This is a genomic window from Lentibacillus sp. CBA3610, from assembly GCF_013373365.1.
Lineage (GTDB): Bacteria > Bacillota > Bacilli > Bacillales > Amphibacillaceae > Lentibacillus.
On record NZ_CP035925.1, the window covers coordinates 2,944,960 to 2,957,929 of the forward strand.

At 43.2% G+C, this 12,970-nt stretch carries 12 protein-coding genes and 2 riboswitches; of the genes, 5 read left to right on the top strand and 7 right to left on the bottom strand.

Translation table 11 applies throughout. The annotated features are described in order from the left end of the window. Positions 1 to 23 precede the first annotated feature (23 nt). Both Len3610_RS14380 and Len3610_RS14385 read right to left on the bottom strand, forming a co-directional pair. The gene (locus tag Len3610_RS14380; protein ID WP_176448567.1) at positions 24 to 272 is read right to left on the bottom strand and encodes a hypothetical protein; all 249 of its coding nucleotides are present in this window, start codon (positions 270 to 272) and stop codon (positions 24 to 26) included. 259 nt (positions 273 to 531) lie between these two features. Further along, positions 532 to 675 carry a hypothetical protein gene (locus Len3610_RS14385; protein ID WP_176448568.1) on the bottom strand — a complete coding sequence of 48 codons (144 nt, stop codon included), beginning with the start codon at positions 673 to 675 and terminating at the stop codon, positions 532 to 534. Between the two features lie 249 nt (positions 676 to 924). Between Len3610_RS14385 and Len3610_RS14390 the strand changes: the two genes are divergently transcribed. Continuing rightward, positions 925 to 1,824, top strand: a complete 900-nt coding sequence (locus tag Len3610_RS14390) for an N-acetylmuramoyl-L-alanine amidase family protein (protein WP_176448569.1) — start codon at positions 925 to 927, stop codon at positions 1,822 to 1,824. Positions 1,825 to 1,931: 107 nt separating this feature from the next. On the opposite strand, the gene Len3610_RS14395 is transcribed toward Len3610_RS14390, so the two are convergent. Together Len3610_RS14395 and Len3610_RS14400 are read right to left on the bottom strand one after the other, a co-directional pair. Then, the gene (locus Len3610_RS14395) at positions 1,932 to 2,882 is read right to left on the bottom strand and encodes a glycine betaine ABC transporter substrate-binding protein (RefSeq protein ID WP_176448570.1); all 951 of its coding nucleotides are present in this window, start codon (positions 2,880 to 2,882) and stop codon (positions 1,932 to 1,934) included. Positions 2,883 to 3,268: 386 nt separating this feature from the next. Continuing rightward, positions 3,269 to 4,303: a MerR family transcriptional regulator gene (locus Len3610_RS14400; protein ID WP_176448571.1), complete on the bottom strand. Its 1,035-nt coding sequence runs from the start codon at positions 4,301 to 4,303 to the stop codon at positions 3,269 to 3,271. Between the two features lie 389 nt (positions 4,304 to 4,692). On the opposite strand from Len3610_RS14400, the gene Len3610_RS14405 reads away from it, so the two are divergent. Together Len3610_RS14405 and Len3610_RS14410 are read left to right on the top strand one after the other, a co-directional pair. After that, a complete protein-coding gene (locus Len3610_RS14405) occupies positions 4,693 to 5,154 on the top strand; it encodes a hypothetical protein (protein WP_176448572.1) in 462 nt (153 codons plus the stop codon). Then, a complete protein-coding gene (locus Len3610_RS14410; RefSeq protein ID WP_176448573.1) occupies positions 5,148 to 5,963 on the top strand; it encodes a hypothetical protein in 816 nt (271 codons plus the stop codon). The genes Len3610_RS14405 and Len3610_RS14410 overlap by 7 nt, the downstream gene beginning before the upstream one ends. Before the next feature lie 31 nt (positions 5,964 to 5,994). Here Len3610_RS14410 and Len3610_RS14415 read toward each other — a convergent pair whose 3' ends face one another. The 3 genes from Len3610_RS14415 to Len3610_RS14425 are packed head-to-tail and all read right to left on the bottom strand — an operon-like array spanning position 5,995 to position 9,660. Further along, the gene (locus Len3610_RS14415) at positions 5,995 to 7,038 is read right to left on the bottom strand and encodes a ribonucleotide-diphosphate reductase subunit beta (RefSeq protein ID WP_176449693.1); all 1,044 of its coding nucleotides are present in this window, start codon (positions 7,036 to 7,038) and stop codon (positions 5,995 to 5,997) included. Continuing rightward, positions 7,019 to 7,453, bottom strand: a complete 435-nt coding sequence (locus Len3610_RS14420) for a flavodoxin (RefSeq protein ID WP_176448574.1) — start codon at positions 7,451 to 7,453, stop codon at positions 7,019 to 7,021. The genes Len3610_RS14415 and Len3610_RS14420 overlap by 20 nt, the downstream gene beginning before the upstream one ends. Then, entirely contained in the window at positions 7,450 to 9,660 is a 2,211-nt protein-coding gene (locus tag Len3610_RS14425; protein WP_176448575.1) for a ribonucleoside-diphosphate reductase subunit alpha, read from the bottom strand. The genes Len3610_RS14420 and Len3610_RS14425 overlap by 4 nt, the downstream gene beginning before the upstream one ends. Before the next feature lie 127 nt (positions 9,661 to 9,787). After that, a riboswitch (cobalamin riboswitch) is annotated at positions 9,788 to 9,981 on the bottom strand. 210 nt (positions 9,982 to 10,191) lie between these two features. Next, a riboswitch (Lysine riboswitch) is annotated at positions 10,192 to 10,372 on the top strand. Positions 10,373 to 10,487: 115 nt separating this feature from the next. Between Len3610_RS14425 and dapA the strand changes: the two genes are divergently transcribed. After that, the gene (gene dapA / locus Len3610_RS14430; protein ID WP_176448576.1) at positions 10,488 to 11,375 is read left to right on the top strand and encodes a 4-hydroxy-tetrahydrodipicolinate synthase; all 888 of its coding nucleotides are present in this window, start codon (positions 10,488 to 10,490) and stop codon (positions 11,373 to 11,375) included. Positions 11,376 to 12,189: 814 nt separating this feature from the next. Next, positions 12,190 to 12,672 carry a CBO0543 family protein gene (locus tag Len3610_RS14435; RefSeq protein WP_176448577.1) on the top strand — a complete coding sequence of 161 codons (483 nt, stop codon included), beginning with the start codon at positions 12,190 to 12,192 and terminating at the stop codon, positions 12,670 to 12,672. Positions 12,673 to 12,970 lie beyond the last annotated feature (298 nt).

Genomic DNA, 12,970 nt, shown 5'->3' on the forward strand with positions numbered 1-12,970 from the left:
ATTAGAGGCCATGCACACCCATATCAATATTGGGGCAGTTGATGATGAATAATATCATAACTCCGTCGAATATCCTCTTCCTTTACCTTAATATGATATGTCGTCACGGTGCCATTCCTTCTATTATTTCCGGTATCAGTCGTCAAGGTATTTATTTTGTAGGCTATACGGCTTTTACTTAGTCTTGTTTTGGCTTTGTAATAATCATCAATACGCTGTGTGGCATAAACAATTTCCCATTTCTGAAACAAACCCTTTAATAACTGACGCATAAGGGGATTCCTCCTCGTACCGGTCACCCGGATATAATGTGATTCTCAGAAACAGCCCCAGCCAGTGTGATCAATCATTGGATTAACCACGGTGCAATCGCCCGAAAGACGCCCACTTCGGAACATAAACTAACGGACGCTAACATTCTTATTCATTTAACGAAGCATCAGTGAGTATTTAGGGACACCCACCGATGAAGCTTCATTTAGGTCGCTGCTTTCAACTCCTTTCTTTTCACTATATTCTATGCTCTCTCCCCTATGGCCAATTCTTAAACAAAGACAATATTCCTCCCACAAACCATTTAAAAGGCCAGACAATTAACTCCGGCATATTAATTAAAAATTCAGTGAGCCAGCCCCGGTCTTTAGATCTTTTTCGTTTTTCCTTTTTGGCTGTCATGCTTTTATCCACCTCACGATTGATTGCAAAAAATAAGTTTCTGCAATGACGGGATAATATGATGATCTTGCAGCCACTTGGTTTTATCTTTTGCATATGTTACCATATTTTTCATATTCAATTACCTATATATTCGCGACTATTTTTTAATAATCCTTCTATTTTTCTAAAACTTTCGATTGATTTTACCGATATTGAGTTTAGAATTTTTTTGTGATGGAAACTATGAAATAAAAAAGGAGAGGTTTTATGGGGAAAATACGTTTTTTTATGATTACAACAGGCTTCGTTTTGTTTTTCGCATTATTAGTCCCAACAGCACAAGCGGAGGCTAGTGATACATATCAGGTCGGGACTAATGTGCTGAATGTCAGGTCCGCTCCATCACATAGTGCAGATGTTGTGGGTTATCTTGGCAATGGTGACCGTGTTAATGTTTTTCAGGAACGGCATGGATGGGCGCAAACCTATTATGACGGACAAGTTGTATGGGTAGCGTCACAGTATCTTTTTCCGGCTGAAGGTAACAACACAGCAGTCAGCGGCGTATCCTCCGCTGGAAATGAAAGCAGCGACGAAACTCAAGCGGTCAATGAATCATCCGCGGCACTGAATGGCTACACGATCGTCCTCGACCCCGGGCATGGCGGAGCGGATCCAGGTGCCATTGGTATTAGAGGGACACTTGAAAAAAGTCAAACAATGAAAACAGCTGACAATGTTGCTCAAGGATTGCGTGAGGCAGGTGCAAATGTTGTCCTGACACGTTCAAGCGATTCATATGTGTCACTTGAGGAACGTGTCAATACCAGTAACACACACGCAACAGATGCTTTTATCAGTTTGCACTATAATGCATTCCCGCTTGAAGGAGTAAATGGTTTCAGCACCTATTATGATACAAATGGGAATAACCGTGCACTTGCGGACGACATCCAATCCGGCCTTGAACAGCACATGGATCTGAACAGCCGCGGCCTTATGCAAAATGACTTTCATGTCCTGCAAGAGAACAATGCTCTATCCGCATTGGTAGAACTCGGGTTCATTACCAATCCATATGATCTGTCGGTGATACAAACTGCGGATCATCAAAGGAATGTTGCGGATGGAATCGTTGACGGGGTTACGGATTATTTTAATGACTAACGATAAAAGTTTTATCACCGTATTTATCAGTTTATTTACAAGTTAAAAGCAATAAAAAGCCAACCTTCTGAAATGATATCAAAAGGTTGGCTTCTTTTGTTCATATATTAATGAATGCCTTCCAACCATTGTTCTACTAAATCCGGATTGTCATCCATAAATTTTTGTGCGGCAGCTTCCGCGTCCATACCTTCTTGAACGTCAAACATCATTTCTTGTGTATCTTCTTTCGTGATGCTAAATTGACTGATGAACTGATAGGCTGCCGGTGCATCTTCCTGGAATCCTGTTCGTGATACCGATAATATATCGTCTGGATCACCAAATGCATTTTGCGGATCATCCAAGAGTTTTAAATCGAATTCATTAAAAGTCCAATGCGGTGTCCACAACGTGACAACAATGGGCTCTTGATTACTAATGGCATCTGATAAGGAAGCTGACATGGCAGCACCTGAACTTTCCAGCAGAGTCCAATCATTATTCAGTTCATATCCCGGCATCACTTCACTGTTCATTAGTTCCATTTGTCCGGCTCCCGGGCTGATCCCAGTGATTTCCCATTCCAACTGTTCACCAATATTATTCGTGTTGTCTCTCAGATCCTCAATCGAATTAATATCCTCCATGTAAGAAGGAACAACTAATGCGAGCTCAACTTCTTCTGTAACTGTACTAATTTCTACGAGGTCATCTTGATACTCTTCCCAATAACTGCCATGTGTATTTGGAAGCCATGCACCAACAATGACATCTGTCGTCCCGTCAGCTAAGCCGGTATATTGTACACCAACGTCCGTTTGGTTAACTTCGACAGTATAACCGATTTCTTCAAGTAATAGTTTGGCCAAATACGAGTTCACAGTGTTGGACACATAGTTATCGGTTCCGAGCGCAATTTCTGTCTGCCCGAGATCGATTTCAGCATTGGTGTTATTATCTTCTGATTCTTCAGTCTCATTATTTTCATTATTGCCATTACTGTTTCCACATGCTGCTAACACGATGATTAACGTCATAACAGCCAATAATCCTAAGATTCTATTTTGTTTCCACATTGCGTAATTTAGTCTCTCCTTTTTTAAACAATTATAGGACTATTATGCTGCAGGAATCATATTGAATACAAATACAGTATTATTTTCTATTTGGATAAATATCAGCATTTGCGCTTTATGAACGGGTTGTAAAATGCCTGTTCTCTTGATTTCTCTATTTTATTGGATGACACACTTAATTTGCTGATTGCAGAAAAAACGAATCCTTCTCAAACAACAGGAAGGGGCCTCCCTCTAAAGCTGCTTATGCAAAACCATTTGTTCTCCCTATTTTCTGATGCCGTTCCAGTGTTCAAGCCATGCAGCACTAGATAGCCGATGACTGTCTGGTTGTTTAAAATAACAATTGGATGAAGGTCCTGACCCCGCTCTTTTACGGTATCGTCCTATCGCTTCGCATAAATCATACTTAAAATATCGTTAAACTGATATGTTTCGACTTGATAACCCCTTGCCGTGAACCATTCAATCAGCTTGGACCTGTCCGCGTAAAATTCATCTTCTATTGCATAGACTGCTTCCGAGTTGCCATCATCCTCAAAACGTCTGACCATATCAGTACGGTGCTGCATGTTTTTGAACATCAGGTCAACTATGCAAATTTGGCCGTGACTTTTTAGTACGCGTGACATTTCGTCCAGTGCGAGCAGTTTTTCATCGTCCGGTATATGATGAAGCGCATAGCTTGAAACGATGGCATCAGCCTCATGATTCAGTAATGGCAGTGCGAGAAAATGACCTTTCCGTGTATCAATGGCCGGATATTTTTCAGTACATACCTTGAGCATTTCTTCAGATTGATCGACACCAATGACCCGGGCGGCTTTATCAAGAAATTTCGCGTCCAGATTACCGGTTCCAACACCGACATCCACGCAAATATCAGTCGGCTGCAGATGGATTGTTTCGGCAGCTTTGGACAGTGCTTTATCATAATCCTGATGAACATTGAACCGATAGCCGGCCATTTTGATGTTTTGATCATACCCTCTGGCCTGATGATCAAAATGCCACTTGTCCTCCCAGTTATTCCGCACGCTTTTCATGTTTTTCAAATGCCTGGATAATGCGATAATAGCTTCGGTAGCATCTGTATTTTCAGTTGTCCTTTCAATCATTTGATCGATTGTTTGAATCATATCCTTCATTTCAATCCATTTTTCAAATAATGCCGAGCGCTGGACGTTCAAATAATCAGTCATGTTCATATCCTGATCGTCCAGGATGGCTTTAATGGTGTCGATGCGCATGCCAATTTCGCGCAGTGCGAGAATGGTGCTGAGACGGAGCAGATCGTTATCCGTGAACATACGGTAGTCGTTGTCCGCATCCTTCTGCGGTTTGATCAGTCCTTTTTCCTCGTAAAAGCGGATCGTTCGCGATGTGGTGTTCAATTGTTTGGCGGCTTGTTTGATGTGCATTGGCCTCCCCCTTTCATAACCTACTATAAACGTTGACGTTACGTTAATGTAAAGCGTTTTTTCATTTTATTTCATTATACGACAGCTATTCTTTTGTGGACCCCTGAATCCTGCTCGGCTGCAGTGATTACTGAGCTCTGAAATATGAATTCTCCAAGAAAGAACTGTCCTATCCAAAAGACGGCAGTTTACTCAAGTAACAATTTACGTGAAATTGCCAGTGTGACAATAAACAGGACAATCACCGCTACCCGGCAGTGCTATGATAACACTGTTCAAGTCAAAAGGTTTTGCGAGCGAAATCTTCCACAGCAAGGTTACTTTTACATTAATTTTGTGCCGTTTTAAATGTTATACTTGAGATGATTACACGTAAGTGAGGTTTACATATGAATGAGCAATTACAGAAAATGATAAATGATATCCGCGAGAAGCTGGGACTCCATCAACATGAAATGAAACGATATGATTTTTACCGTGAAAAAAATCATCTTGATGAAACAACCTATATTTTCAGTATGGAATGGTTTCCGAATGGTAGTGAGGCCTCGGATGATGGTTCAAATCCCGCGGGGACTGCCGTTGTGGATATCGATTTTCATTCCGGATCAGTGCGGCGGCTTATTTTCGTCCGTGGTGTCAACAGTGCGGACAACAGCCTGTATCCGACGTCATCGGTCAAGGAAAATGTGATTGAGTGGATTGAAGAGATGACCGGGCTGACGTTTGGCCGGCAATTTTTGATAGACCGTGATGAAGAGAAAGAACTGCGATTTGAGGCGGCGGTTGATATATTCCGGTATCGCCTGGTGGGACGATCAATGTTCAATTCAATGATGACGGTGTGCTGACGTCGTTTTATATTGACGGGGAATTCCCGAATGAGGAGCAGATTGAATGGGAGCCGTTTGCGCTGACACCTGACAAATATGAACCACTTGCAAAAGACCAGTGCCAGCTGCTGGAACTGCCTCACCAGGAACAGGAAAAATGGCTGCCGATCTTTGGTATTGAGGAAGTGTTTTTAACCAATGATGCTAAGCGGACCATCCCCTTTACGTTTACTGAGGACGGCAGCTCGTTTGTGGCATTGGATAAAGTTTTGCGTTGGGATTCGCCGCTGGACGGAGGATTTGAACGGAAAGAAATTGATCTGTCGTCGGAAGTGACACTCGATACGGTGCTTGCCAACGCGCCCCACCCGGATACGTTTCCATTATCGGATGACGAAATGGCAACTTGCGAACGGGAAATACTAAGGTTTATGCGGATTGTATATCCGGAGGAGAGCGGCAAACGGAGACTAACAGGATTACATCTGAAGGATGGCTATATCAAGGCCGAAATCAAACGCGTGGAGGACGCAAAAAGCACACTTGATATTAAAATAAATCTGCTTATTGAACGAAAAACACTGACTGCGGTTAATTATTTTGATCAGGACAAATTATTCGCAGCATTCAGGCATTTTACGGAGGCCGGGGAACCAGTTGTGTCGCTGGAAGAAGCATTCGAAAAATTGCGCGGGTATCTCAAAGTTGACCCGGTTTATGTATATGACAGCGAGAAAGATCGCTATATCATGTGCGGCAAGGTGGACAATAAGTATGGCGTGAATGCGGTGACTGGTGAGGTTATGACGCTGAATGAAATGGGGTAGGTGGGACAAAGAGTCTGACCCCATGTCCCACTCATAAATCATCAAATCCGTTCAGGTCGCTGGTTTTGGTATACTGGCGTGATTTTTGTTCAAAAAAGTCAGTTTTGGTGCTATCAAAGTTATCGGCGTACGCGCGGATCCATTTCATTGGGTTCTCCGTATGTTCCGGGTAAATGTCATCCAGCCCTATCATCCGAAGCATTTTGTTGGCGCGGTACTTGATATAACCGGCCATTTCGTCCAGATCAATCCCGTCAATATTACCAAGCACATACGTGGACCATTCGATTTCGAGATCAACCGACTCGCTGAACCTGCTGTAAACCCAATCGGAAAATTCACCTGTATTCAAATCAGGATTTTCATGTAACGTTGCCCGGAATAACTCAGCAATAAAGCGGCCGTGCTCGAGTTCGTCCCGGTTGATATAACTGATCATCGTTGACGTGCCGACCATTTTATTTTGCCTGGCAAGATGGTAGAAGAAAGCGAATCCGGAATAGAAAAACATCCCTTCCAGAAGTGACGTATATACCAATGTTTTCAAGATATTTTCAACCGACGGCTCCTCGACAAAGGCATTATATTGCCGCATGATCATCTCATTCCGCTCCAGCAAAACAGGATCTGTACGCCCGAGCTGAAATGACGCGTTCTGCTCATCGAATGACACAACCGACGACAGAACATACGAATAGCTTTCATTATGGACGGCCTCCTGCTGAGCGATTACCGCCATAATCGACTGGACGGACGGATCGGTCGCATACAGTGATAACAGCAATGCTGTCCGTGTCTGCGGGGCATCCAGTGTTGACAATAAACCGATTATTTTGAGGTAGGCATCCTGTTCCTCATCCGTCAATGAAGCAAACTGGCGCAGATCATCAGACATATTGACTTCATCCGCTTGCCAGTAATTCCCAATTAATCGCTTGTACATTTTATACCAGTGCGGATAAGCGATGTCGTTCCAGTTTAAAATGCCGCTTGATTCCCCGCCAAACAGTGCTGTCGATTTGTTCGGATTCATGGGTTCCAGTGTTTTCGCTTTTTCAAGCAAGTCTTTTGACATCATGAAGCACTCCTTCCAGCCAATTTTTTACGTTAAATTCTTGTGAGCCGCGTGGTGACTGTTCAATTTTCAATCCGTCCCAATTGCTGCCATAAAACTTAGCCAGTTTATCCACTGCCAGGCAAAAAAGCTCATCACCGCCGAATTGCGTATCTCCTGTGCCAAATACAGCGACGTTTTCCGGTTTATAGCCAACTTCGAGCACAAAATCCTTCACTTCATCAGGAGTTGCGCCCATTTCCCACGTGAATGTGCCGATAAAAATCAAATCATATTCAGACGCATCGATCGGCGCATCAACGCCAATTCGATGCATATCAATTATCAACCCATCTTCCGCCAAGTGCTCTGCAATCATTTCTGCCGATTCCTTTGTATTGCCGCTATATGATAAATACGCTACCAAGGTTCTCAACTTTCACACCACTCACATTCCTCGACATCATTGGCTGTTGACCGAACATAATACGTTGTTTTCAAGCCCTCGCGCCACGCCTGCAAATGCAAATCCAGCAAAACCGAGGCCTTAATCGTATTCGGTACATAGATATTAAACGAAATGCTCTGATCGATATGTTTTTGCCGAGCCGCATTCTGCCTGACTGACCAGCGCTGATCGAGAATATAGGCAGAGCGCCGGTAAATGTCATACGTGTTATGGTCCAAATCCGGTGCGGTGAAGGCAATTTTAAAATCTTTCTTTTCTTCAAAATAAAATGGTTTGAACACCGGATCGATACTGGCAGTCGATCCGGCGATCATCGACGTGGACGAATTCGGCGCCACCGCCATCAGATAGCCATTGCGAATGCCGTGCTTCGCTACATCCTGCTGCAGCTCTGCCCATTCGTCACTCGTATACCCTTTGTCGGTGAAATAACGGCCTGTCTGCCATTTGCTGCCTGCAAACGCCGGATAGCTGCCTTTTTCTTCACTCAGCCCCATGCTTGTTTTAATCGTCAGATAGGCGATTTTTTCATATAATTTATCAGCATATTCGACTGCTTCATCCGACTCCCAGCTGACATTTTCTTGTGCCAGCAGGTGGTGCCAGCCAAACGTTCCCAGTCCGATGGCGCGATATTTCTGGTTGGTCATCTGTGTCTGTCTGAGCGGCAGTGTATTAATATCAATGACATTATCAAGCATGCGAACCTGAATGCTGATGAGCCGCTCCAGCACCCGATCAGGTACAGCACGTCCAAGATTGATTGAGCTCAGGTTACAGACGACATAGTCACCTGGTTTATATTTTTTCACAATCGTGCCGTCCGCCTCTGTCAACTCCTCCAGAAATTCAGTTGGTGACTGGTTCTGTGTAATTTCAGTGCACAGATTTGAACAGTAAATCATGCCTTCGTGCGGATTGTTATTCTGCCTGTTCACCTCATCCCGGTAAAACATGAATGGCGTACCTGATTCGAGCTGTGATTTCATAATCCGTTTCATAATATCAATTGCCGGTACAGTTCGTTTGGTGAGCTTATCAGACGCGACACATTCCAGATACCGGGAACGCCATGAACCGGAACCTTTTTCTTCATCATAAGCATCTTCAAGCGAATAGCCCATGACCTCCCGTACTTCATGCGGGTCAAACAAGTACCAGTCACCGCGTTTTTCCACCTGCTCCATGAAATAGTCAGGGAGATTAACGCCTGTGAAAATATCATGTGCGCGCAATCGTTCATCACCATTATTCAATTTCAAATCGAGAAACGCCTCAATATCGGCATGCCAGACATCCAGATAAATCGCGATGGCGCCTTTCCGTGTACCGAGCTGATCAACACTGACAGCCGTGTTGTTCAACTGTTTAATCCATGGCACGACACCACTGGACATGCCTTTGTAACCTTTGATCGAACTTCCGCGGCTGCGGATTTTTCCCATGTAAACACCAATTCCGCCGCCATTTTTGGAGAGCTTGGCAATATCGGTATTGCTCTCATAAATCGACTGCAGGCTGTCATCAACTGTATCGATAAAGCAGCTCGACAACTGTCCGTGCGTTTTGCCGGCGTTGGTAAGGGTCGGAGTTGCCACCGTCATATAAAGATTGCTGAGTGCCCAATACGCTTCGGCAACATAATGGCGGCGATTGGCCGGGTTCTCCTGCTGCATCAGGTGCATCGCAATAATCAGCCAACGCTCCTGCGGCAACTCGAATGTATTTTGATCATGATCGGTTGCCAAGTACCGGGTAGTCAGTGTATAGAGACCCAGATAGTTGAACAGCAAATCACGCTCAGGTTCAATCAGTTCGGCAAGAGCATCAATCTCATCTTTTGTGTAAGTTTGCAGCAGCCGCTCGGTATAAATACCCTTTTCAGTAAGCATCCGGATCAGCTCATAAAAACTGCCGTACCGCTCATCGGCATCATATCCCCTGTTTGCTGCGGCTTGTTCGTATAATCTCTGCAAGTACAGGCGGCTGGCCACAAATGTCCAATCAGGACTGACTTCATCAATGTTTTCCAGCGCCCGTTTGATTAACTGATCTTTATTGGCAGTTGAACCTGCTTGATATACTTTTTCCTGAAAGATTTCCCTGTTCACATTCAGCCCTTCTGTTAATTGGTCAATCCATTGTGTCTGTTTATCGACTGTAGTCAGTGTCATACGCTTTGCCTCCTTTATGATTGCAAAATAAAAACCGTTCATCCCGGGGCCCCCGGGATGAACGGCTGCAAAACGACAGAAAAAATGTAACATGTTCCGTCGTTTCGCCTTCACTTGCCCCGAGGAATCGAAACATCCAAGCTCTGGCAGGTCTCCTGACTCGTGCGTCGCTCTACTAGGACCTTCCCGCATGACAGCCTTAAAGCTTCAGTCATGCAGTGGTTCACCCGTTCGTCTGCACTCACAGTTGCGGGGACAGTTCCGGATTTGCACCGGATTCCCATTTCAGACTTAAATGTCACCATAGCTTGTCGAACACTATATGTAGTGTCAATATGTGATTTTTATATTCATATATTGTATTGACCAGCTTAGCATACAATCTTGGTCGATGCAATAGAATTTTGGAAAAGTTCTCCGGGATGCCTGCCTGAAACACAAAACACGCTATTTTTCAAAATTTCTTGACTTCCAGTAAAATAAATGTTAAGTTAAATGAAATGGAATAAGTTCTCTTACTTCAATACGTTGAAGTGAGGTAGAGGCGCGAAGATCATCAGTACGCAATCAGAGGTTGATGAGGTCCGGTGACGATTGCGGAAAGGGAAATTCGCCGAAACTTAAGAGAATCTCATTTTCTCGGGAGTTGGTTCTGCTATTGAAGAAATACAGGACTGTCATATAGGCAACTATATGGAGGGCTATCTTGCGTATAGGGACGGTTAAGTGACGTTTCTAAATGCAACAGCGACCCCTCGTTGTTGTTTTTATTATGCTCAAAATAATGATAGCCCTTTTTTAAACTTTGAAAAAGGGTGTGACTAACGATGAATTTCGGACAAGTATTAACCGCTATGGTGACGCCATTTGATCAAAATGGCACTATCGACTTTGACGCAACACGGACATTGGTCAATTATTTAATCGCAAATGGATCGGATGGATTAGTCATCGCAGGAACAACCGGTGAATCCCCGACCCTGACAGATAACGAAAAACTGGACTTGTTTCGATTCGTTGCAAACGTCGTCAGCGGACGTGTGCCCGTCATTGCGGGAACCGGATCCAATAACACGCTGGGCTCCATCGAATTGACCAAACAGGCTGAGCAGACTGGTGTCGATGCGATCATGCTTACGACCCCATATTACAACAAGCCTTCTCAGGAAGGACTTTATCAACACTATAAAGCCATTGCCGGAGCCACATCTCTCCCAGTGATGCTGTATAACATCCCGGGCCGGAGCGCAGTGGGCATCGCACCGGAAACGATTATCCGGCTTGCTGAAGTCGACAATATTGTATCCGTCAAAGAAGCAAGCGGCAGCCTTGATGCGATGACCAGCATCATTAGCCGAACACCTGATGACTTCACGCTCTACAGCGGTGATGATGATTTGACACTTCCAGTATTGTCAATCGGCGGAAATGGCATCATATCCGTCTCCGCTCATATTCTCGGCAACGACATACAGGAAATGGTGCAAAGCTTTCAAAATGGCGATGTTAAACGAGCGGCTGCCATCCATCAGCAAATTCTGCCGGTGATGAAGGCCATGTTTGCACAACCAAGCCCTGCGCCGGTAAAAGGTGCCCTCAATATGACAGGTGTTTATGTTGGCGATGTCCGCTTGCCAATGATTCCGTTGTCTGGCGAAGAAAAACAGCAACTAAGGCAAATGCTGCCACCCAGTAAGGTAACTGAAGCAGGCTGAGTTGAAACAGCTGTATGAACGTTTTTTCTCCGCTGAATATCAGTTAAACAGAATCGGGTAATTACGGCCAGTTACCCCCCGTTTTATGGCGGAGAACTGGCCGTTATATGCAAGCGAAAGTGAAACGTTATTCAGCGGGGCGTTTTTCTGTGGCTAAAATCCGTATATATTTATGGATAACCGATACCGTTTCTAATCTTGAATAAAAAGAGTGCTAAGCCACGCAACTAATTGATAATTCCTTAGTTAGTTCTCGTGATGGTATTGATTCTATTTTATCATATATTATCTTCATGGTGTATCTCATACAGACAAACCTCTATAAAATCCAGGCATTATAGTTGGGTTTGAGTTGAATCTTATTACGGAATCGCGTCCGATTGCCTAATTGTGCTTCTTTTCCCATTTGGCGCATATTAATGCTCGAATGTACTTTCCTTCTTTTGCAACAGCAATAGCCTCGCTTGTGTTCGTTTCCTTGATTTTCAAATATTTCGTTCCTTCCTTAAGGGCATTTGAAAAGTTTCCTGAGTATGTCCCTTCTCTATCTAAGTAATTTGTAATTATATTCAGTTTGCGCCAATACTTATTCCTGACTGGCGCCTGTTTGCTTAAATACAATTATTCACATTAACGGGTTTTTAATTACTTTTAAATTCAACAAATCTAAATGTTATATGAAATAAGGATAAGAAACGGTGTTTGCTCACCTTCTTATCCTTTCTTTATTTGACTTGTTGCTTTCTCACATATAAGAAGTGAATCCTAGAGATAATAGAATTATAAAGTGTAATTTTTCGGAGGGAGCTTTTGTATGACTATGGAGCAAATTATTTTAGTACTGGTGTGGGTAACCTCTATCTCTATTCTTTTAATATTTATTCCAAAAGATAAAATTCTTAATGCCTTAGTAGCATTCCAAGTTAAGCAGGTATTAACATGGTTGTTTGGTCTTTTGGTTGTTGAAATGAGACTGATTAAGTATCCTGTCAGGTTGTTTGATTATGCAAGTAAGGCAAGTTTCACTTTTGAATTTTTGGCATACCCTGCAGTTTGTGCCATCTTTAATGTTCATTATCCAGAGGGAAAGGGTAAAATAGCTCAATTTGGTTATTATGCTCTATATACTTCAGCTATGACAGTTACTGAGACAATACTTGAAAAATATACTGATGTAATTGACTATATCGACTGGTCATGGTACTGGACTTGGATAACATTGTTTACAACATTCTTTTTGGCACGTTCATATTATAAGTGGTTTTTTAAGAAAATAACCACTGGACATACCAAATAAATAGAGGGAACTGCATACAAGGGCTTAGGTCAGTTTGGTTCGTTTATCCATTCTTAAATTTCTCCGTTTGATTTCATCAAAGTAAATTTGAATAGTCTCAATAAAGACAACGACAGTATTGACAACTCTTTGTCTTTATTTGTTTCTCTGCCCTTTTGACAATTTCGTTCTGTCCTGTGCTTGTGGAGGTTCCTCCATCCAACCGTTTTTAATCATGACCTGTCCGGTGTTTTTAGAAAGTGAAGACGTCTTTTGCAATTTTCGCCAATTTTAGAGGTAAATCGCTTCGCAAACTAAA

Excerpts from the sequence above, each read along its gene's own strand:
- dapA (WP_176448576.1), top strand. The coding sequence starts at position 10,488 with ATGAATTTCGGACAAGTATTAACCGCTATGGTGACGCCATTTGATCAA.
- Len3610_RS14390 (WP_176448569.1), top strand. The coding sequence starts at position 925 with ATGGGGAAAATACGTTTTTTTATGATTACAACAGGCTTCGTTTTGTTT.
- Len3610_RS14425 (WP_176448575.1), bottom strand. The coding sequence starts at position 9,660 with ATGACACTGACTACAGTCGATAAACAGACACAATGGATTGACCAATTA.
- Len3610_RS14415 (WP_176449693.1), bottom strand. The coding sequence starts at position 7,038 with ATGTCAAAAGACTTGCTTGAAAAAGCGAAAACACTGGAACCCATGAAT.
- Len3610_RS14435 (WP_176448577.1), top strand. The coding sequence starts at position 12,190 with ATGACTATGGAGCAAATTATTTTAGTACTGGTGTGGGTAACCTCTATC.
- Len3610_RS14380 (WP_176448567.1), bottom strand. The coding sequence starts at position 272 with ATGCGTCAGTTATTAAAGGGTTTGTTTCAGAAATGGGAAATTGTTTAT.
- Len3610_RS14385 (WP_176448568.1), bottom strand. The coding sequence starts at position 675 with ATGACAGCCAAAAAGGAAAAACGAAAAAGATCTAAAGACCGGGGCTGG.
- Len3610_RS14405 (WP_176448572.1), top strand. The coding sequence starts at position 4,693 with ATGAATGAGCAATTACAGAAAATGATAAATGATATCCGCGAGAAGCTG.
- Len3610_RS14400 (WP_176448571.1), bottom strand. The coding sequence starts at position 4,303 with ATGCACATCAAACAAGCCGCCAAACAATTGAACACCACATCGCGAACG.
- Len3610_RS14395 (WP_176448570.1), bottom strand. The coding sequence starts at position 2,882 with ATGTGGAAACAAAATAGAATCTTAGGATTATTGGCTGTTATGACGTTA.